Origin of the sequence: Streptomyces sp. NPDC006743 (assembly GCF_040703815.1) — a bacterium.
Lineage (GTDB): Bacteria > Actinomycetota > Actinomycetes > Streptomycetales > Streptomycetaceae > Streptomyces.
Genome location: NZ_JBEYJA010000002.1, coordinates 179,239 through 197,388, shown reverse-complemented (window position 1 = coordinate 197,388; position 18,150 = coordinate 179,239). Strand labels below are relative to the sequence as shown.

Annotated in this window: 17 protein-coding genes and 1 riboswitch; of the genes, 3 read left to right on the top strand and 14 right to left on the bottom strand. The window is 69.8% G+C overall.

Annotated features, from left to right (window positions below):
- Positions 1-20 precede the first annotated feature (20 nt).
- From ABZ719_RS02365 to ABZ719_RS02350, 4 genes are all read right to left on the bottom strand, one after another.
- Positions 21-1,076, bottom strand: a complete 1,056-nt coding sequence (locus ABZ719_RS02365) for an NlpC/P60 family protein (protein ID WP_366723373.1) — start codon at positions 1,074-1,076, stop codon at positions 21-23.
- 315 nt (positions 1,077-1,391) lie between these two features.
- The gene (locus tag ABZ719_RS02360) at positions 1,392-2,426 is read right to left on the bottom strand and encodes an NlpC/P60 family protein (protein WP_366723372.1); all 1,035 of its coding nucleotides are present in this window, start codon (positions 2,424-2,426) and stop codon (positions 1,392-1,394) included.
- Between the two features lie 291 nt (positions 2,427-2,717).
- Positions 2,718-4,067, bottom strand: a complete 1,350-nt coding sequence (locus tag ABZ719_RS02355; RefSeq protein WP_366723371.1) for an NYN domain-containing protein — start codon at positions 4,065-4,067, stop codon at positions 2,718-2,720.
- Between the two features lie 59 nt (positions 4,068-4,126).
- Positions 4,127-4,366: a hypothetical protein gene (locus ABZ719_RS02350; RefSeq protein ID WP_018567422.1), complete on the bottom strand. Its 240-nt coding sequence runs from the start codon at positions 4,364-4,366 to the stop codon at positions 4,127-4,129.
- A gap of 155 nt (positions 4,367-4,521) precedes the next feature.
- Between ABZ719_RS02350 and ABZ719_RS02345 the strand changes: the two genes are divergently transcribed.
- The gene (locus ABZ719_RS02345) at positions 4,522-5,274 is read left to right on the top strand and encodes a rhomboid family intramembrane serine protease (RefSeq protein WP_366723370.1); all 753 of its coding nucleotides are present in this window, start codon (positions 4,522-4,524) and stop codon (positions 5,272-5,274) included.
- Positions 5,271-5,552 (top strand): Lrp/AsnC ligand binding domain-containing protein, encoded by a 282-nt coding sequence (locus ABZ719_RS02340; protein WP_018567420.1) that lies wholly within the window; start codon positions 5,271-5,273, stop codon positions 5,550-5,552. The genes ABZ719_RS02345 and ABZ719_RS02340 overlap by 4 nt, the downstream gene beginning before the upstream one ends.
- A gap of 87 nt (positions 5,553-5,639) precedes the next feature.
- Here the strand turns inward: ABZ719_RS02340 and ABZ719_RS02335 are convergent, their stop codons facing one another.
- From ABZ719_RS02335 to ABZ719_RS02310, 6 genes are all read right to left on the bottom strand, one after another.
- A complete protein-coding gene (locus ABZ719_RS02335) occupies positions 5,640-7,001 on the bottom strand; it encodes an aminotransferase class V-fold PLP-dependent enzyme (RefSeq protein ID WP_366723369.1) in 1,362 nt (453 codons plus the stop codon).
- Between the two features lie 179 nt (positions 7,002-7,180).
- Positions 7,181-7,297: riboswitch (SAM riboswitch) on the bottom strand.
- Positions 7,298-7,380: 83 nt separating this feature from the next.
- A complete protein-coding gene (gene trpD, locus ABZ719_RS02330) occupies positions 7,381-8,445 on the bottom strand; it encodes an anthranilate phosphoribosyltransferase (protein ID WP_366723368.1) in 1,065 nt (354 codons plus the stop codon).
- A 180-nt stretch (positions 8,446-8,625) separates the two neighbouring features.
- A complete protein-coding gene (locus ABZ719_RS02325) occupies positions 8,626-10,263 on the bottom strand; it encodes a ubiquinol-cytochrome c reductase cytochrome b subunit (protein WP_366723367.1) in 1,638 nt (545 codons plus the stop codon).
- Positions 10,260-11,318, bottom strand: a complete 1,059-nt coding sequence (locus tag ABZ719_RS02320) for a Rieske 2Fe-2S domain-containing protein (RefSeq protein WP_366723366.1) — start codon at positions 11,316-11,318, stop codon at positions 10,260-10,262. Before ABZ719_RS02320 ends, ABZ719_RS02325 begins: the two co-directional genes overlap by 4 nt.
- Positions 11,315-12,124, bottom strand: a complete 810-nt coding sequence (locus ABZ719_RS02315; protein WP_366723365.1) for a c-type cytochrome — start codon at positions 12,122-12,124, stop codon at positions 11,315-11,317. The genes ABZ719_RS02320 and ABZ719_RS02315 overlap by 4 nt, the downstream gene beginning before the upstream one ends.
- Before the next feature lie 62 nt (positions 12,125-12,186).
- Positions 12,187-12,807, bottom strand: a complete 621-nt coding sequence (locus ABZ719_RS02310) for a heme-copper oxidase subunit III (protein WP_009188180.1) — start codon at positions 12,805-12,807, stop codon at positions 12,187-12,189.
- Between the two features lie 206 nt (positions 12,808-13,013).
- Between ABZ719_RS02310 and ABZ719_RS02305 the strand changes: the two genes are divergently transcribed.
- Positions 13,014-13,409, top strand: a complete 396-nt coding sequence (locus ABZ719_RS02305; RefSeq protein WP_366723364.1) for a hypothetical protein — start codon at positions 13,014-13,016, stop codon at positions 13,407-13,409.
- Between the two features lie 60 nt (positions 13,410-13,469).
- Here the strand turns inward: ABZ719_RS02305 and ABZ719_RS02300 are convergent, their stop codons facing one another.
- The 4 genes from ABZ719_RS02300 to coxB all read right to left on the bottom strand — a co-directional run bounded on the left by ABZ719_RS02300 (position 13,470) and on the right by coxB (position 17,970).
- The gene (locus ABZ719_RS02300; protein ID WP_366723363.1) at positions 13,470-14,741 is read right to left on the bottom strand and encodes an Ig-like domain-containing protein; all 1,272 of its coding nucleotides are present in this window, start codon (positions 14,739-14,741) and stop codon (positions 13,470-13,472) included.
- Positions 14,742-14,873: 132 nt separating this feature from the next.
- Positions 14,874-15,272 (bottom strand): cytochrome c oxidase subunit 4, encoded by a 399-nt coding sequence (locus tag ABZ719_RS02295; RefSeq protein WP_037855887.1) that lies wholly within the window; start codon positions 15,270-15,272, stop codon positions 14,874-14,876.
- The gene (ctaD, locus tag ABZ719_RS02290; protein ID WP_366723362.1) at positions 15,269-17,014 is read right to left on the bottom strand and encodes a cytochrome c oxidase subunit I; all 1,746 of its coding nucleotides are present in this window, start codon (positions 17,012-17,014) and stop codon (positions 15,269-15,271) included. The genes ABZ719_RS02295 and ctaD overlap by 4 nt, the downstream gene beginning before the upstream one ends.
- Positions 17,011-17,970 carry a cytochrome c oxidase subunit II gene (coxB, locus tag ABZ719_RS02285; RefSeq protein ID WP_366723361.1) on the bottom strand — a complete coding sequence of 320 codons (960 nt, stop codon included), beginning with the start codon at positions 17,968-17,970 and terminating at the stop codon, positions 17,011-17,013. The genes ctaD and coxB overlap by 4 nt, the downstream gene beginning before the upstream one ends.
- Between the last annotated feature and the right edge of the window lie 180 nt (positions 17,971-18,150).

The following is an 18,150-nucleotide window of genomic DNA, read 5'->3' as shown; positions in this document are numbered from 1 at the left end:
ACGACCGCTCGGGTGCGCCGTCAGACCCTGGTGACCGAGGAGACCGGCAGCATGTGCACGGAGTCGTAGCGCACGGGGGCGCCCGGGTAGGGGGCGTGGATCACCCGGCCGTCGCCCACGTACATCGCCACGTGGCTGGCGTCGGAGCGGTAGACGACGAGGTCGCCGGGGCGGGCCTGGGAGAGCGGGATCCGCCGGCCGGCGTAGCGCTGCTCCTGCGAGGTGCGCGGCAGGTGCACCCCGGCCTGGGCGTACGCCCACTGCATGAGGCCCGAACAGTCGAACCCGGAGGGGCCGTTGGCGCCCCACACGTAGGGACGGCCGAGGGCCGAGCGGGCCGCGGCGACGGCGGCGGCCGCGCGCGCGGAGGCGGCGGGGCCCCCGCCGGGACCGGACAGCAGGTCGTCGCGGCCGGACAGGGGGCCGTCGCCGGCGGAGCGGGAGGCCCGCTCGTAGGCGTCGCGCTGGGAGCGGGTGAGGGAGTTGAGCAGCCGCCTGGCCCGGGCCAGTTTCCGTTCGACGGTGTGCTTGTGGGCGGCGACGGCCCTGCGGCTCTTCTCCAGCTCGGCCAGTGCGCCGGTGGCCTCCGCGCGTTCCTGGGCGAGTGCGCGCAGGGCGTGGCGCAGTTCCTGGAGTTCGCCGGCCTGGTGGGCGCCGATCCGGTCGAGCGTGGTCGCCTTGTCGAGGTACTCGGCCGGGTCGCGGGAGAACAGCAGCGCCAGGGACGGGTCGATGCCGCCGGAGCGGTACTGCGCCCCGGCCACCGAACCGATCGACTCCCGCAGCGTGTTGACGTGCTGCTGGTGCCGGGCGATGCGGTCCTGTGCGTCGCGCACCTGACGGCGCAGCACATCGGCGCGCTCGTCGGCCCGGTCGTAGGCCTGGGTCGCCTGCTCGGCCTCGTGGTAGAGCCGGTCCACCTCGGCCCGCGGGTCGCCGTGCGGCGCCGCGGCGGCCGAGGTGACCGGGAGGGCGCCGAGGGCGGCGGCCGCCGCGGACAGCAGGGTGACGGCGGCGCGGGCGGCACCGGTGCCCCGGTCGGACGCGGATGGTGCAAGGCGGCGATGGGACCCCACAGGAAGCCGAACTCCTCCACTGGCCAGCACGGACTGTCTCCCCGCTGCCGTGTGCCGGGCGCACGCGCCGCGGCGGCAGGGGGGGAAACGCGCCCGACAGTAGCCGCGCCGACGGGCACCGGCCAAAGACCTCGGGGGGCGCACAACCGGGCGCCCCGCCTCCGACACAGGTCAGGGGCGGGGCGCGGGGTCAGCGTGCGTTGATGCGATTCGCCCGTTCGGGCGGTGTGACAGCGTGCCGGGGTGTGCGGTGCGCAGGCCGGGGCAGACGGTGTGCGTGCGGTGGCCGAGGCGCGGGTGCGGGGTGGCGCCGCGTCAGATGCGCACGCCGAACTGGAAGGGCATGTTGCCGATCGACTCGTAGCGCACGTTGGCACCGGTGTGCGGGGCGTGCAGGACCATGCCCTTGCCGGCGTAGAGGCCGACGTGGTGCAGGTCGCCGTAGAACAGGACCAGGTCGCCCACCTGGAGCTGGCTCTGCGAGTAGATGCGCTGGCCCGCGTTGGCCTGCGCCTCGGAGGTGCGCGGGATGGAGACGCCGGCCTGCGCGTACGCCCAGGAGGTCAGCCCCGAGCAGTCGAAGGAGGACGGGCCGGTGGCGCCGTAGACGTACGGGCTGCCGATCCTGCTCTGTGCGGCGGAGAAGGCGGCGCCCGCGTGGCCGCTGCCCGGGGTGATCTTGCCCATGGAGACCCGCTCGGTGCCCCGGGTGGCGCGGGTCTGCTCGGCGGCGGCGAGCTGCTGCTTCTCCTTGGCGGTGAGCGTGTTGAGCAGCTTCTGCGCCTCGGCGAGCTTGCCCTGGACTTCCTTCTTCTTGCTGCCCAGTTCGGTGCGGGTGGCGGCGAGGTCCTTGAGCTTGGCGGTGGCCTCGGCGCGCTGCTGGGCGAGCTGGCGCTGCTTGTCCTGGATCTTCTTCAGCGCGTCGGCCTGCTGGCCGCTGACCTGGTCGAGGGTGGCGGCCTGGTCCAGGTACTCGTCCGGATGCGAGGAGAGGAAGAGCTGGAGGGAGGGGTCGATGCCGCCGGAGCGGTACTGGCCCGCCGCCATCGAACCGAGGCCGTCGCGCAGCTTGTTGAGGTCCTGCTGACCGCGCGCGACGTTGTCCTGGATGGTGGAGATCTCCTTCTGGAGCTTCTCCTGCTTCTCCTTGGCCCCGTTGTACTTCTCGGTGGCCTGCTCGGCCTGCTCGTAGAGCGCGTCGACCTTGGACTTGACCTCGTCCTTGCTCGGCTTCTCACTCGGAGCCGCGTTGGCCGCCTGCGCGCTGATCGCGACGGCGGCGGCGGCCGCGGTGGTGAGCATCGTCACGCGTGCGCGACTGGGCTGTTTGGGTCGACGGTGGGACGCCACGGAAGAAAGCTCCTTCTTGTGAGTGACCACCCGCTCGGAGGTTCGAGCCCAGACCCTAGTGACCTCATCGTGATGAATTCAAATCCTCCCACCAAGAAATTCCGTCACAGCCCGCATTCTTTGCCCTCAACTCACCAGGGGTGAGGCACGGTTGACGCTACGTTGCGTGACGGATCCGTCAATTCGGGCATCAAACCTCTACGTTGTGAATGAGACGTAGATCGGCTTATGACCGTTTTGCGGATCCAGGGGAGCGGCCGGCGGGCCACCGCGGCCCGCCCGTGCCCGTCCTCAGCCGCGGGACAGACGCTTCAGCAGCATCGCCGACGCCACCGGGCGCGCCCCCGCGCGGGCGACACCGTCGGCCACCTCGCGGTCGGTGGAGGCGACGATGACCGGCCGGCCCGGCGGCTCGGCGCGCACCAGCTGACGGATCAGCTCGTCCGCGGTGACACCCGGCTTGGAGAACAGCACCCGCACCCCGCGCGGCGGCGCCAGCAGCACCGGCGCGGCCAGTTCGGCCCCGTCGAAGACACAGGTGACCTCGGCGCCGGTCTGCGCGGCGAGCTGCGAGAGCTGCCCGAGGAGCCGCAGACGCTGCTTCTCCAGCGGCATCTGGGGATAGCCGGTCTTGGTGACGTTGTAGCCGTCGACGACCAGATGGACCTGCGGCAGCGCGAGCAACTGGTCGAGGACCGCCGGGTCGTGCTCGGACAGCGCACGGGCGGCGATGTCCTTCGGTGTCATCCGGCCCGGCTCCACCGCGTCGACGGTCTCGGCGGGCCGTACGGACACCGGCGGCAGGGCGAGTTCGCGCCGGAGCCCCTGGGCGGCGTCGAGCACCGTGTCCAGCAGCAGCCGCACCCGCATGTCCTCGACGCTGCGGCCCTCACGGGCGGCCTTGCGGGTGGCCTCCAGGGCGGCCTCCGCCTCGCCCAGACGCGCCTTCAGCCGCCGGTTCTCGCTCTCGGCGGCCGACACCTGCACCTGCGCCTCGGCGCGCGCCGTCTCCGTCTCGCCGCGCGTCTTGCGCAGCGCCGCCTCGCCGCGCTTGACGTCGCTGAGCGCGGCGCGCAGCTTGCGGTGCAGCGAATCGGCCTCCTTGCGCGCCGCGTCCAGCTCGGTGCGCAGGCGTTCGGTCTCGGCGCGGGCCTGCTCGCGGGCGGCGGCGAGCTGCTCGCGCAGCCGCTCCAGTTCGGCGCGGCTCTCCTCCTCGGCGCGCTCGGCGTGCGCCCGCAGCGCCTCCTCGCCCGCGGCGGTCACCAGCTTCACCCAGCCCGCCGGGCGCAGGACGTAGGCCGCGGCGGCCACGTCGAGCGGGTCCGCGGCCGGGGGCGGCGCGCCGGAGTCGAGGGCGTCGCACAGCTCCGCCTGCGCCTCCCGGAACTTCTCCCCGACCCGCTGCCGGAACAGCGTGTCGGTCTCCAGCGCCGCCGCCATCGCGTTGCCGGCGAACTTGGCCCGGCGGTTGGGCGCGAACCGGGCGTACTGGCGCAGTTGCGCGGGCAGCTCGGCGACGGTCAGCCGGCCGAAGGCGTCGGCCACGATCTGCACGACCCTGCGGCGCACGCCGTCGGGCAGCGGACAGTCGAGCACCTCAGCGGCGCCGTCGCCCGGCTCCCCGCCTCGTGTCTGCGCCATCCGTCACCCCAATGCCTCACGGGACCCCTCCCGGGGTCGCCTGTGCGGGTCCGCTCCGCTCAGGAGCCGGCGCCCGGCCTGTCCACGAGTTCCACCTTGTCCACCGCGTTGCACCAGCGGCAGCGCACCGACTCGATGGTCTCACTGACGACCTCGCGCTCCTCGACCGTGGGCTCCCCGGCCAGGTCGAGGTGGACGTACTCGACGACCTTCGAGGAGCGCGTCACGTCGAAACGGGTGAGGTTGCCGCAGAGGGTGCAGCGCCACCGCGTCGTGGCGGTCGGCAGGGGAACCGTCATCGGGCTGCTCACTTTCCTTCCGGATTCCGCGACGCGCCGGCTTCCCCGGTGCGCCGGCTCGTAACCCTACGGCCTGGAGGCCACTCGGCGCCCGGCTGTCCACGGCGGCGAGGCGGTGTGTGCGGATGCGTCCTGTTACGTCATGCTCTGTACACATGATCAGCTCCAGGAACGCGGTGGCCGCCCGGACGGTCAGGGCACTCAGGGCGGTCCGGTCCACATCGGCGCCGGTGACGACCGCCCTGATCGTCCTGTGCTGCGCCGCCTTCGCGATCAGCCCGGCCGCCGGACTCCTCCCCGCCCACGGCACCGGGGACACCCTGCTCCAGGCCCAGCAGGCCTACTTCCGGCGCTGGGGCGTGATCCCCGCCGACCTGTTCACGGGCTCCGCCCGGGCCGCGCTCACCCCCGCCACGGCCCTGTTCGTGCACGGCAGCTGGGTGCACCTGCTCGGCAACATGCTCTTCCTGCACGTCTTCGGCGCGCTGACGGAGGAACGCCTGGGCCGCGTCGAGTTCACGCTGTTCTACCTCGGCTGCGGCTACCTGGCCCTGCTGGGGTACGCCGGCGCCCACGCGGACTCCGGCCAGACCCTGGTCGGGGCCTCGGGGGCGATCTCGGCGGTCCTCGGCGCCTTCCTCTACCTGTTCCCCCGGGCCCGGGTCACCAGCGTGCTGCCGTTCCTCTTCTTCCTGCCGCTGCGCCTGCCCGCCTGGGTCGTCCTGCCCTTCTGGGCCGCCCTGCAGTGGCTGGCCGCCGGCCGGGCCCCCGACGGGCCCGGCGTGGCCTACCTGGCCCACGTCATCGGCTTCGCGCTCGGCTTCGGCTACGCGTGGGCCAGGTTCGGGCGGCCGACTAGAGTGAAGGCCACCCCTGCTCCGGCCCCCGAGGGAGAGAACCAGCCGTGATCACCGCGATCGTCCTCATCAAGACCAGCGTGGACCGGATCCCCGAGATCGCCGAGCGGATCGCCTCGCTGGAGAGCGTGAGCGAGGTCTTCTCCGTCACCGGCACCTACGACCTGATCGCCATGGTGCGGGTGGGCCGGCACGAGGACCTGGCGGAGATCATCCCCGGCCGGATCAGCAAGATCCCCGGCGTGGAGGCCACGGACACGCACGTCGCCTTCCGCACGTACTCGCAGCACGACCTGGAGGCGGCGTTCGCGATCGGGCTGGACTCCTGACCGTCCGACCGCCGCCCCCGGAGCACCGTCCGCCGCGGCCTCCCGCGGCACAGCGCCGGCTCGTCACCGGCCACGGGACGCGGGTCCTCACACGGCGGGCACGCAGCGGCCGTCCTCGGTGCGGTACGTCCACTTCGCGCCCTCGGCCACCAGCTCCCGCACCGCCGCCACGAAGCGCTCCACGTGCTCGTCGGGGGTGCCGGCGCCGAAGCTGACGCGGATGGCGTTGAGGGACTTCTCGCCGGGCGCGGCCTCGGGGGCGCCGCACTCGCCCTGGGTCTGCGGGTCGCTGCCGAGCAGGGTGCGCACCAGCGGGTGGGCGCAGAACAGGCCGTCGCGGACCCCGATGCCGTACTCGGCGGAGAGCGCGGCGGCGAAGTGCGAGCTGTTCCAGCCCGCCACCACGAAGGAGAGCACGCCGACCCGCGGGGCGTCGTCCCCGAACAGGGAGAGCACCTTCACCTCGGGCACCCCGGCCAGCCCGTCGCGCACCTTGCCGATGAGGTACTGCTCGCGGGCCACCAGCGTGTCGAACCCGGCCTCGGTCAGCGCCTTGCAGGCCGCCGCGATCGAGTAGGCGCCGATGACGTTCGGCGAGCCGGCCTCGTGGCGGGCGGCGCTGTCGTGCCACTGCACCTCCACTCCCCCGTCCGCGCGCCGCGTCACCCGGCGGCTGGCGCCGCCGCCCGCGAGGTACGGCTCGGCCTCCCGCAGCCAGTCCGCGCGCCCGGCCAGCACACCGGAGCCGAAGGGGGCGTACAGCTTGTGCCCGGAGAAGGCGACCCAGTCGACGTCGAGGTCCTTGACCGACACCGGGTGGTGCGGGGCGAGCTGGGCGGCGTCCAGGACGATCCGGGCACCGTGCGCGTGGGCGGCGGCGGCCAGCTCCCGCACCGGCCACAGCTCGCCGGTGACGTTGGAGGCGCCGGTGACGCAGACCAGGGCGGGGCCGTGGGGCTCGCGGTCGGCCAGCGCCCGTTCCAGGGTCGCCACGGCCTGCTCCGGGGTGCGCGGGGCGTTGAGGTAGGTCACCTGCGCGTCGCGCCAGGGCAGCAGGGACGCGTGGTGCTCGGTCTCGAAGACGAACACCCGGCAGTCGGCCGGGACGGCGCGGGCCAGCAGGTTGAGGGAGTCGGTGGTGGAGCGGGTGAACACCACCTGGTCGTCCGCGCGGCAGTCGAGGAACCCGGCGACGGTGCGGCGGGCGTTCTCGAACAGGTCGGTGGAGAGCTGCGAGAGGTAGCCGGCCCCGCGGTGGACACTGCCGTAGTAGGGGGCGTACGCGGCCACGTCGTCCCAGACCCGCTGGAGCGCGGGGGCGCTGGCCGCGTAGTCGAGGGCCGCGTAGGTGACCTCGCCGCCGGTCACCAGCGGCACGGTCACATCCCGTCCCAGAACGGGCAGCGGGGCACAAACGGACTGGTCGGCGGCGACGGTGGAGACAGACATGGGTGAACTCCCGTGAAAGCAGGGCGAATCCACCACGCGAGCGGACAGGGCTCCAGCGTGGTGGAGTGAGAAGAGGTGTGCGGAGGCGGGGCTCTGCGGCCTCGGGGCCGGTCGCCCTAACGCATTCGGTTGCTCACGGAAGGCTCCCTCGTACGACCAGGACCCCTGGTGATGCGAGGGGTCCGCGCTTGCCGTAGACCTCGCTGCCTACGACCTGGTCTTCACCCGGGGCACCCCGCCACGGACGGAGGGTTGCCGGACAGCCGGCCGGGGCCACATGGCTGTCACTCATGACCTGGTCCAACATCTTGCCACACGATCTTCCCGGCGCAAGGCGCGGTCCGGATCGTGGACCGCGCCCCGCGCCGCGCCGCACGGCTCAGGCGTTGCTGGCGGCCACCCAGCGCTCCAGCGTGCGCCGGGCCGCCCCGGAGTCGATCGACTCGGCGGCCTTCTCCATCCCGGCCCGGATCTGCTCCGCCAGCGTCCCCGAGCCCGGTTCCAGGGCGACCAGGGCCGCCGCCGAGTTCAGCAGGACGGCGTCCCGCACGGGGCCGCTCTCGCCCTCCAGCAGCCGGCGGGCGACCTCGGCGTTGTAGGAGGCGTCCGCGCCGCGCAGCGCCTCCACCGGCACCAGGTCCAGGCCGACGTCGCGCGGGTCGAAGGCCTCCTCGGTGACCTTGCCGTCCCGGACGATCCACACCCGCGAGGTCGCGGTGGTGGTCAGCTCGTCGAGCCCGTCGTCGCCGCGGAAGACCAGGGAGGAGTTGCCGCGTTCGGCGAAGACGCCCGCCACGATCGGCGCCTCGTGCGCCACCGCGACGCCGACCGCCTGGGCCTTCACCTTGGCCGGGTTGGTCAGCGGACCGAGCAGGTTGAACACCGTGCGGATGCCCAACTGCCCGCGGGCGGCGCCCACATGGCGCAGCGCCGGGTGGAACTTCACCGCGAAGCAGAACGTGATCCCGGCCTCCTCGGCGACCTCGACCACCCGCCGCGGCGTCAGGTCGAGGTTGACGCCGAGCTTCTCCAGGACGTCGGAGGCGCCGGAGGCGGAGGACGCTGCCCGGTTGCCGTGCTTGACGACCTTCGCGCCGGTGCCCGCGACGACGATCGAGGACATGGTGGAGATGTTCACCGTCTTGGCGCCGTCGCCGCCGGTGCCGACGATGTCGACGGTGGCGCCGGGCACCTGGATCACGTTGGCGTGCTCGTACATCGTGCGGACGAGGCCGGTGATCTCCTCGACGGTGGCGCCCTTGGCGCGCAGGGCCACCGCGAAGGCCGCGATCTGGGCGTCGGTCGCCTCGCCGCCCATCATCCGGTCCATGGCCCAGGCGGTGTCGTCGGCGACCAGGTCCCGGCCCTCCAGCAGACCGTTCAGCATCCGGGGCCAGGAACGGCCCGCCGCGGTGTCGCCTCCAGCGGGGGTCACAGCGCTCATAAGCCGCTCCTGAATCGGTGCCCGGGGCTCCCGGACGCTATCTCTCGTACCGATGTCCACCCTATCCAGCCCCGGGCACGGCGAAGGGCCCCGTCCGGGATTGGGGCACCCCCTGCTCTTCTGAGCTTGGGGGAGGACGGGGCCCTTCGGCCTGGCGTGGCGACGCTCAGGGGTCAGTGATCAGTGGTGGCCGTGGCCGCTCGTGATCTCCTTGTACTCCTCGACGGTCGGCTTCGCGATCTGGCTGTCCTCACCGAAGTACGCGTTGCTGAGCTTGGCGCGCAGCTTCTCCGTACCCCCGACCTTGCGCTCGACACCGTTCTCGTCGACCGTCGGGCCGATCTCGGCCGGCTCGTACTGGTGGTGGGCCGTGAGGGTGTACAGCTGCTCCTGGCTGAGCGGCTCGTGGACCTCGATGAACTCACCGTGCGGCAGGCGCTTGATGATGCCGGACTCGCGGCCGTGCAGCACCTTGTCCTTGTCCCGGCGCTGCAGGCCGAGGCAGATCCGCTTCGTGACGACGAAGGTGACGATCGGCGCCAGGAAGAACGCGATGCGCACGAACCAGGTGATCGCGTTGATCGACAGGTGGAAGTGGGTGGCCCACAGGTCGTTTCCACCGCCGACCAGCAGCACGAAGTACCAGGCGATCCACGCCGCACCGAAGGCCGTACGGGTCGGGACGTTGCGCGGACGGTCCAGGATGTGGTGCTCGCGCCGGTCGCCGGTGACCCAGGACTCGATGAACGGGTACAGCGCGATGACCGCGAGGACCACACCGAAGAGCACCAGCGGGATGAACACGCCCAGGACCAGCGTGTGGCCCCAGAAGTTGATCTCCCAGCCGGGCATCGCACGGATGAGACCCTCGGCCATGCCCATGTACCAGTCGGGCTGGGCGCCGGTGGACACCTGGTCCGGACGGTAGGGGCCGATGGCCCAGACCGGGTTGATCTGCGCGATCGCCGCGATGGCCGCGATGGCACCGAAGACCAGGAAGAAGAAGCCTCCGGCCTTGGCCATGTAGACCGGCAGCAGCGGCATGCCGACGACGTTGTTGTTGGTCTTGCCGGGGCCCGCGAACTGCGTGTGCTTGTGGTAGAAGACCAGGATCAGGTGGCCGACCACCAGGCCGAGCATGATACCCGGCAGCAGCAGGATGTGGATCGAGTAGAACCGGGCCACGAAGTCGTGACCGGGGAACTCGCCGCCGAAGAGGAAGTACGAGATGTACGTGCCGACGATCGGCACGGACAGGATCGCGCCCTCCATGAAACGGACACCGGTGCCGGACAGCAGGTCGTCCGGGAGCGAGTAACCGGTGAAACCGGTGAACATGCCCAGGACGAACAGCAGGAAGCCGAACATCCAGTTGACCTCACGCGGCTTGCGGAACGCGCCGGTGAAGAACACACGCATCATGTGCACGAACATGCCCGCGAGGAAGATCAGCGCGGCCCAGTGGTGGATCTGCCGGATGAGCAGACCACCGCGCACCTCGAAGGAGATGTGCAGGGTCGAGTTGAACGCCTCGCTCATCAGCTGTCCCTGGAGCGGGACGTAGCTGCCGTGGTACACCACCTCGTTCATCGACGGGTGGAAGAACAGCGTCAGATACACACCCGTGAGGATGATGATCAGGAAGCTGTAGAGGCAGACCTCACCCAGCATGAACGACCAGTGGTCGGGGAAGATCTTGCGCATGTTGGCCTTGGCCAGGCTGTAGATGCCCAGCCGGCCGTCGGCCCAGTCGGCGAGCTTCTCGCCGGCCGGTGCCTTCCCGCGCGCGCGGGACGGGTTGCTCGCTGAAGTACTCATCCGCGCTCCCAGAATGCAGGACCGACGGGCTCCTCGAAGTCGCCGAGCGCCTCGAGGTACCCCTCGCTGTCCACGCCGATGCGCAGCTGCGGCAGGGCGTGACCGGCCGGGCCGAAGATGACTCGGGCGCCGTCGGAGAGGTCGAAGGTGGACTGGTGGCACGGGCACAGCACGTGGTGCGTCTGCTGCTCGTACAGGGAGATCGGGCAACCGACGTGGGTGCAGATCTTCGAGTAGGCCACGACACCCTGGTGCGACCACTCCAGCTCGCGCTTGTCCTTGATGTTGTCCGGCTGCAGCCGGACGATCATCAGGGCCGCCTTGGCGATCTCCTGCTGGAACTCCTCGCTCGTCTCCTCCAGGCCGTCGGGCTTGGCGAAGGTGAGCGAGCCGACGGCGATGTCCTCGGGACGCATCGGCTGGTTGGTGTTCATGTTGACCAGGCGCTTGCCCTTCGCCCACATGGTGTGGCGAAGCGATTCCTTGGGCAGCGGGCCCAGGTCGCGCAGCAGGAACAGCCCGGACAGCGGCACCAGCGTGAGGGCGCCCAGCATGGTGTTGCGGATCAGCGGACGGCGGCCGATCGCCGACTCCTTGGCACCCTGCTTGAAGTCCGCGTGGACCTTCGCACGGACCTCGGGGGACGCCTCGATCGGGTGACGCTCGTCGGCGACCTCCGCGTCCGACATCAGGGTGCGGGCCCAGTGGACCGCGCCCGCGCCGATGCAGAACAGCGCCACGCCCAGCGTCAGGCCCAGCGCGAAGTTCATCGCGCTGAGGTGCCCGATCGGGAAGACGTAGATCGACTTGTCGTTCGGGATGGTCACGTACGAGACGATGAAGCCGACGGTGGCCAGCATCGACACCGTGAACATCAGGGCGACGGCACGCTCGGACCGCTTGGCGGCCCGCTCGTCGATGTCCTGGATCCGGTGCTCGTGGGGCGGCAGGCCCGGGTCGGCGAACGGGTTCTTGTCGTCCGCGACCCCTACGGCGCCGTGCGCCGTGCCCTGCTCGGCAGGCAGGTTCTCTTCTGGAATGTCTTGGCTACTCATGACTTCTTGGCCTTTGCGGTCCGGGCGGCGACCCACACGGCGACGGCGATCAGGGCGCCCAGCCCGAAGATCCAGCCGAACAGGCCCTCACTGACCGGCCCGAGGCCGCCCAGTTCCAGACCGCCGGGGTTCTCCGTCTGGTCGCCGTTGACCGCGTTCAGGTACGCGATGATGTCCTTCTTGTTCTTCTGGGACATCGTGGTGTCGGGGAACGACGGCATGTTCTGCGGGCCGGTCTGCATGGCCTCGTAGATGTGCTTCGGGTCGACGCCCGCGAGGTCCGGCGCGAACTTGCCGTGCGTGAGCGCACCGCCCTTGCCGGTGATGTTGTGGCACTGGGCGCAGTTGGTGCGGAACAGCTCACCACCCTTGGCGATGTCCGCGCCCTGGGGGCTGTACTCGTTCTTCGTGGGCACGGCCGGGCCGGCACCCAGGGAGGCGATGTACGCCGCCAGCTGGTCGATCTCGGGCTGCGTGTAGATGACCTTCTTGCGCGGGACCTGAGCGCCCGGCTGCTGGGCCGGCATACGGCCGGTGCCGACCTGGAAGTCGACTGCGGCGGCGCCCACGCCCACCAGGGACGGACCGTCAGTGGTGCCCTGACCACCGGTGCCGTGGCAGCTTGCGCAGCCGACCTGGTAGAGCTTCTTGCCCTCCTCGATGGTGAGGGACTGAGCGGAGTCGTCGGCCTTCGCCTTGCTCGCGGGCGCGAACGCGGTGTACAGCCCCCCCGTGGCCGCCAGCGCGAGAAGGAGGACGACGACCGCCGCCAGCGGATGGCGTCGTCGTGCGGAGAGCTTTTTCACGGATTACCCCGGTGTCAGGATCTTCTGCGTCGATGCTTTGCGGACTTGGATCGGTTCGTCGGCTACTTGATCAGGTAGATCGTGGCGAAGAGGCCGATCCAGACGACATCGACGAAGTGCCAGTAGTAGGACACGACGATGGCCGCGGTCGCCTGCTCGTGGGTGAACCTCCGGGCCGCGTAGGTACGGCCGAGGACCAGCAGGAAGGCGATGAGACCGCCTGTCACGTGCAGGCCGTGGAAGCCGGTGGTCAGGTAGAACACCGAGCCGTACGGGTCGGAGGACAGGGAGAGCCCGTCCTCCTTCACCAGGCTGGTGTACTCGTAGATCTGACCGCCGATGAAGATCGCACCCATGATGAAGGTGACGATGAACCAGCCCCGGAGCTTCTTCACGTCACCGCGCTCGGCGGCGAAGACGCCGAGCTGGCAGGTGAGTGAGGAGAGCACCAGGATCGTGGTGTTCGCCGACGAGAAGGGGACGTTGAGGTGGTCCGCCATCTCCTTCCAGTGCGCCGGACCCGTCACCGATCGCAGGGTGAAGTACATCGCGAAGAGGGCCGCGAAGAACATCAGCTCGGAACTCAGCCAGATGATGGTTCCGACGCTGGTGAGGTTCGGCCGGTTGACCGACGGGTGCGCGTGCCCGGTTTCTACTGTCGTTGCTGTCGCCACGACCGACATTATGTCGGTCGCTTATCCCGCCCTCACTCCGGGGGGTGCCGTTCGGAGTGTCTGTGGGGTGTGTCCAGCCCGTATGGCCCATCGAAGGGGTGTTCAAGGCGGTGTTGAGCGGGTCCGCGAGGGAGTAGCATCCGCGCCATCGGTACCCGGAAGTCCCGCACAATGCTGTGTCTTCTCAAGCTCTTCTCAAGAGGCGTGGAGGAACAATGCAGGCGACCGCGACGGTCCTGGTCTACAGCGACGACGCCAACACCCGGGAGCAGGTGCGGTTGGCCACGGGCCGGCGGCCGGCCCAGGACGCGCCCCTCGTGGAGTTCGTGGAGTGCGCCACGCCCGCGGCGGTCCTGGCCGAGCTGGACCGGGGCGGGATCGACGTCTGCGTCCTGGACGGCGAGGCCGTGCCGATGGGCGGCATGGGGATGTGCCGCCAGATCAAGGACGAGGTCTTCCGCTGCCCGCCGGTGCTGCTGCTCATCGGACGGCCGCAGGACGCCTGGCTGGCCACCTGGAGCCGCGCGGACGCGGCGGTCACCCTGCCGGTGGAGCCGGTGGAGTTCGCCGCCGCACTGGCCGCGCTGCTGCGCAAGCCCGCGTTGGTGTAGGAGCGGCTCCCCGGGGCGGCCGGCTGCCCGGCGGGTGCGGGCCGCCCCGGGGTGGTGGTCTCAGAGGCTCTGCGGGCTCAGCCGCGCCTGGTTCCCCTGCGGGGCGGCCGACCGGGTCCCGGTGGCCAGGGCGCTGCCCTGGAGCCACTTCTGCCAGGACAGGTTCCAGTCGCCGATGCCGTTGTCGAACAGCTCCATGGGGTCGCCCTTGGAGTTGACGACCTGGACGACGTCGCCCTCGTGGATGTTGTCGAAGAACCACTTGGCGTTCGGCGTGCTCATGCCCGTGCAGCCGTGGCTGACGTTGGCGCTGCCCTGGGAGCCGACGGACCAGGGGGCGGCGTGCACGAACTCGCCGCTCCAGGTGACCCGGGTGGCGTAGTACACCGGCAGGTCGTAGGAGTCGGAGGAGCCCGCTGCGATGCCGACGGTGGTGCTCTTCATCCGCACGAAGTACTGCTTGGCGAGTACCACCTTGACACCGTTGCGGGTCTCGAATCCGGGCTTGCCGGTGGTGACGGGGATCTCCTTGATCTTCTCGTCGTTCCGGTAGACCGTCAGCCGGTGCGTGGCCGCGTCCGTGACGGCGACGACCCGGTCCCCGGTGGTGATGGTCAGCGGCTTGGCGGTGCCGCCGTACAGCTGGTCGCCGATGCGGATGTCCTGGAGGGTGCTGTGCACCTGGATGGTGGCGTTCGCGGGCCAGTAGTCCTTGGGCCGGTAGTGGAGCTGCTTGTCGTCCACCCAGTACCAGGAGCCCTGCACGGCGGGCGTGGACACGACCTGGAGGCCGCGCTCCACGACGGCGCGCTGCGCCTTGTCCTTCACGGGCTGGTCCAGTTCGGCCACGACGGGCTCGCCGACGCCGTAGGTGCCCGCCTCCGGGCCGAACGTGACGTTCAGGCGCTTGGTGGTCGCGGGCTTGCTGGTGTCGAATCCGACGACCTTGCGGCCGGGTGCGCCGTCGTCGTTCTCGGTGCTCACCGTGAGGGTGTAGTGGGCGCCGGCGGCCAGTGGTGAGGTGCTGTGCCAGCGGCTGCCGTCGGCGGCGAGTTCACCGGAGACGTGCCGCCCGGTGGCGTCCACGGCGGTGACGTCCGTGATGCGCCCCTCGGAGCCCGAGGCGGTGACCACCAGGGGTTTTTCCGGGTCGGCCTTCTTGCCGGCCTCCGTGAGGCCGCTGAAGGAGATCTGGTCCGCCGCGTCGTAGGGGTCGGCGGCCAGGGGGTTGTCGTCCGCACCGCAGGCGGTGACGCCCGCGCCGAGGGCGACCACCAGAAGAGTGCAGCTGACACCGGCCTTTGCGCCCCGCGAGAACAGTGTGGTGCTCATGGCAGCACGCTAAGGAGCTTCGTCAACTCCGGCACGGTGGGTCGTCCGTCCGGGGGATGCCGGTACGACAAAAAGAGGGAACCCGGGCACTCGTCCGATGGAGTGCCCGGGTTCCCCGGTGTTCAGTGTGTGCTACTGGGTGCGGTTCTCACCGCGGTAGTACTCGAAGACCCAGCCGAGCAGCGCCAGGAAGACGATCGGCGCTCCGAAGTACAGCAGCCACCAGCCGAGGGCGACACCCAGGAAGGCCAGCGCGCCACCGACGCCGAGGGCGAGCGGCTGCCAGCTGTGCGGGCTGAAGAAGCCCAGCTCACCGGCGTCGTCCGCGACATCGGCCTCCTTGTTGTCCTGAGCGCCCGCGTCGACCCGCTTGGCCGTGAAGCCGAGGTAGAAGCCGACCATGATGCTCAGGCCGAAGGAGAGGAAGAGGGCCGTGGTGCCGGCCGGCTCCTTCGACCACACGCCATAGACGATCGCCATGACGAGCAGGAAGGCGCTCAGCCAGATGAACATCTTGCCCTGGATCTTCACTTGCCGGCCTCCTTGCCACCGGCGAGGGCGGCCTTCTCGGAGCCCCCGTGACCGGCGTTCTCGAGCTGGTCGAGCGCGGCGATCTCCGGGTGGTGCAGGTCGAACGCCGGGGATTCGCTGCGGATCCGCGGCAGGGTGAGGAAGTTGTGCCGCGGCGGCGGGCAGGAGGTCGCCCACTCCAGGGAGCGGCCGTAACCCCACGGGTCGTCCATGTTGACCGGCTTGCCGTACTTGGCCGTCTTCCACACGTTGTAGAAGAACGGCAGGATCGACAGGCCGAGCAGGAAGGAGAAGATCGTCGACACCGTGTTCAGCGCGGTGAAGCCGTCGGCCGCCAGGTAGTCGGGAATGCGTCGCGGCATGCCCTCGGTACCCAGCCAGTGCTGCACCAGGAAGGTGCCGTGGAAGCCGATGAACAGCATCCAGAAGGTCATCTTGCCCAGACGCTCGTCGAGCATCTTGCCGGTGAACTTCGGCCACCAGAAGTGGAAGCCGGAGAACATCGCGAAGACCACCGTGCCGAAGACGACGTAGTGGAAGTGCGCCACCACGAAGTACGAGTCGGAGATGTGGAAGTCCAGCGGCGGCGCGGCCAGGATGACACCGGTCAGACCACCGAAGGTGAAGGTGATCAGGAAGCCGGTCGCCCACAGCATGGGCGTCTCGAAGGACAGACTGCCCTTCCACATGGTGCCGATCCAGTTGAAGAACTTCACACCGGTCGGGACCGCGATCAGGAAGGTCATGAAGGAGAAGAACGGCAGCAGCACACCACCGGTGACGTACATGTGGTGGGCCCACACCGTCACGGACAGACCCGCGATGGAGATCGTGGCACCGATCAGACCCATGTAGCCGAACATCGGCTTGCGGGAGAAGACCGGGATGACCTCACTGATGATGCCGAAGAACGGCAGCGCGATGATGTACACCTCTGGATGGCCGAAGAACCAGAAGAGGTGTTGCCAGAGCAGGGCTCCGCCGTTCGCCGCGTCGAAGACGTGGGCACCGAACTTGCGGTCCGCCTCCAGGGCGAACAGCGCGGCGGCCAGCACCGGGAAGGCGAGCAGGACCAGCACCGCGGTCAGCAGCACGTTCCAGGTGAAGATCGGCATGCGGAACATGGTCATGCCGGGCGCGCGCATGCAGATGATCGTGGTGATGAAGTTGACCGAGCCGAGGATCGTGCCGAAGCCGGAGAAGGCCAGACCCATGATCCACATGTCGCCGCCGATACCCGGCGAGTGCACCGCGTCGGACAGCGGCGCGTAGGCGAACCAGCCGAAGTCGGCCGCACCCTGGGGGGTGAGGAAGCCGCCCACCGCGATCAGCGAGCCGAACAGGTACAGCCAGTAGGCGAACATGTTCAGCCGCGGGAACGCCACGTCCGGGGCGCCGATCTGCAGCGGCATGATCCAGTTCGTGAAGCCGGCGAACAGCGGCGTCGCGAACATCAGCAGCATGATCGTGCCGTGCATCGTGAACGCCTGGTTGAACTGCTCGTTCGACATGAGCTGCAGGCCCGGCCGGGCCAGCTCGGCACGCATCAGCAGCGCCATCACGCCACCGATGCAGAAGAACGCGAACGACGTCACCAGATACAGCGTGCCGATCGTCTTGTGGTCGGTGGTCGTCAGCCACTTCACCACCACGTTCCCGGGTTGCTTGCGCCGGACCGGCAGCTCGCTCTCGTAAGAGCCCTCAGCCGCCGCGGCACCCTGGGGTTCGTTGAGGATGCTCACAGGTTGTTCGTCTCCCGGTTCTTCTCGTGGCTCGTCTGCGCGATGCCGGCGGGAACGTAACCGGTCTGCCCCTTCTTAGCGAGGTCCTTGAGGTGCTGCTCGTAACGGTCCGGCGAGACGACCTTCACGTTGAACAGCATCCGGGAGTGGTCCTGGCCGCAGAGCTCGGCGCACTTGCCCCGGAAGGTGCCCTCCTGGTTGGGGGTCACCTGGAAGGAGTTGGTGTGGCCGGGGATGACGTCCATCTTCATCAGGAACGGCAGCACCCAGAAGGAGTGGTTGACGTCCCGTGAGGTGAGGATGAAGCGGACGGTCTTGCCCTTGGGCAGCCACAGGGTCGGACCCGGGTTGCCGTTCTGCGGGTTCCGCGTGGCCGGCGTACCGAAGTCGTAGACACCGCCGGCGTTCGCCGGGAAGTCCTTCTTGAACCGGTCCGGAATGGCCAGCAGGTTCTTGTCGGTCTTCGCGTCACCCGCCGAACCGGCGACGGGAGCGACGTAGTTGAAGGCCCAGCTCCACTGGTAGCCGACGACGTTGACCGTGACGTCGGGCTTCTTGGATTCGTCGAGGAGCTTCGACTCGTCGCGGGCCGTGAAGTAGAAGAGCACCGAGACGATGATGAGCGGAACCACCGTGTACAGGGCCTCGATGGGCATGTTGTACCGGGTCTGCGGAGGTACCTCGACCTTGGTGCGGCTGCGCCGGTGGAAGAAAGCACTCCACAGGATCAGACCCCACACCAGCACGCCGACCGCGATCGCGGCCGCCCAGGACCCCTGCCACAGCGAGAGGATCCGCGGAGCCTCTTCCGTGGCCGGGGTGGGCATACCCAGCCGGGGGAAGTCCTTGTATGTGCAACCGGTCGCGGTCGCCAGGACCAGGCCCGCAGTCAGTGCCTGCAGCAGCTTCCGCCGCATCGGGCGCCGCGGCGAGCGGTCGGAGCCGTTGGGACTCACGTAGCGCCTTCCCGAGAGTCTCGCCCGCGCGGTTGGCTGCGGCCTGCCTTCTCGCTGGTCGGTCGCCGCCCTGCGTCGGGCAGGGGTTTGGATGTTTATGCGGACCAAACCCTACTGGACGCCTTCCGGCGGGTCGCGGGGAGGGGTGCCCAACGCGCCGCGGGTCACGCCGACGGGTGG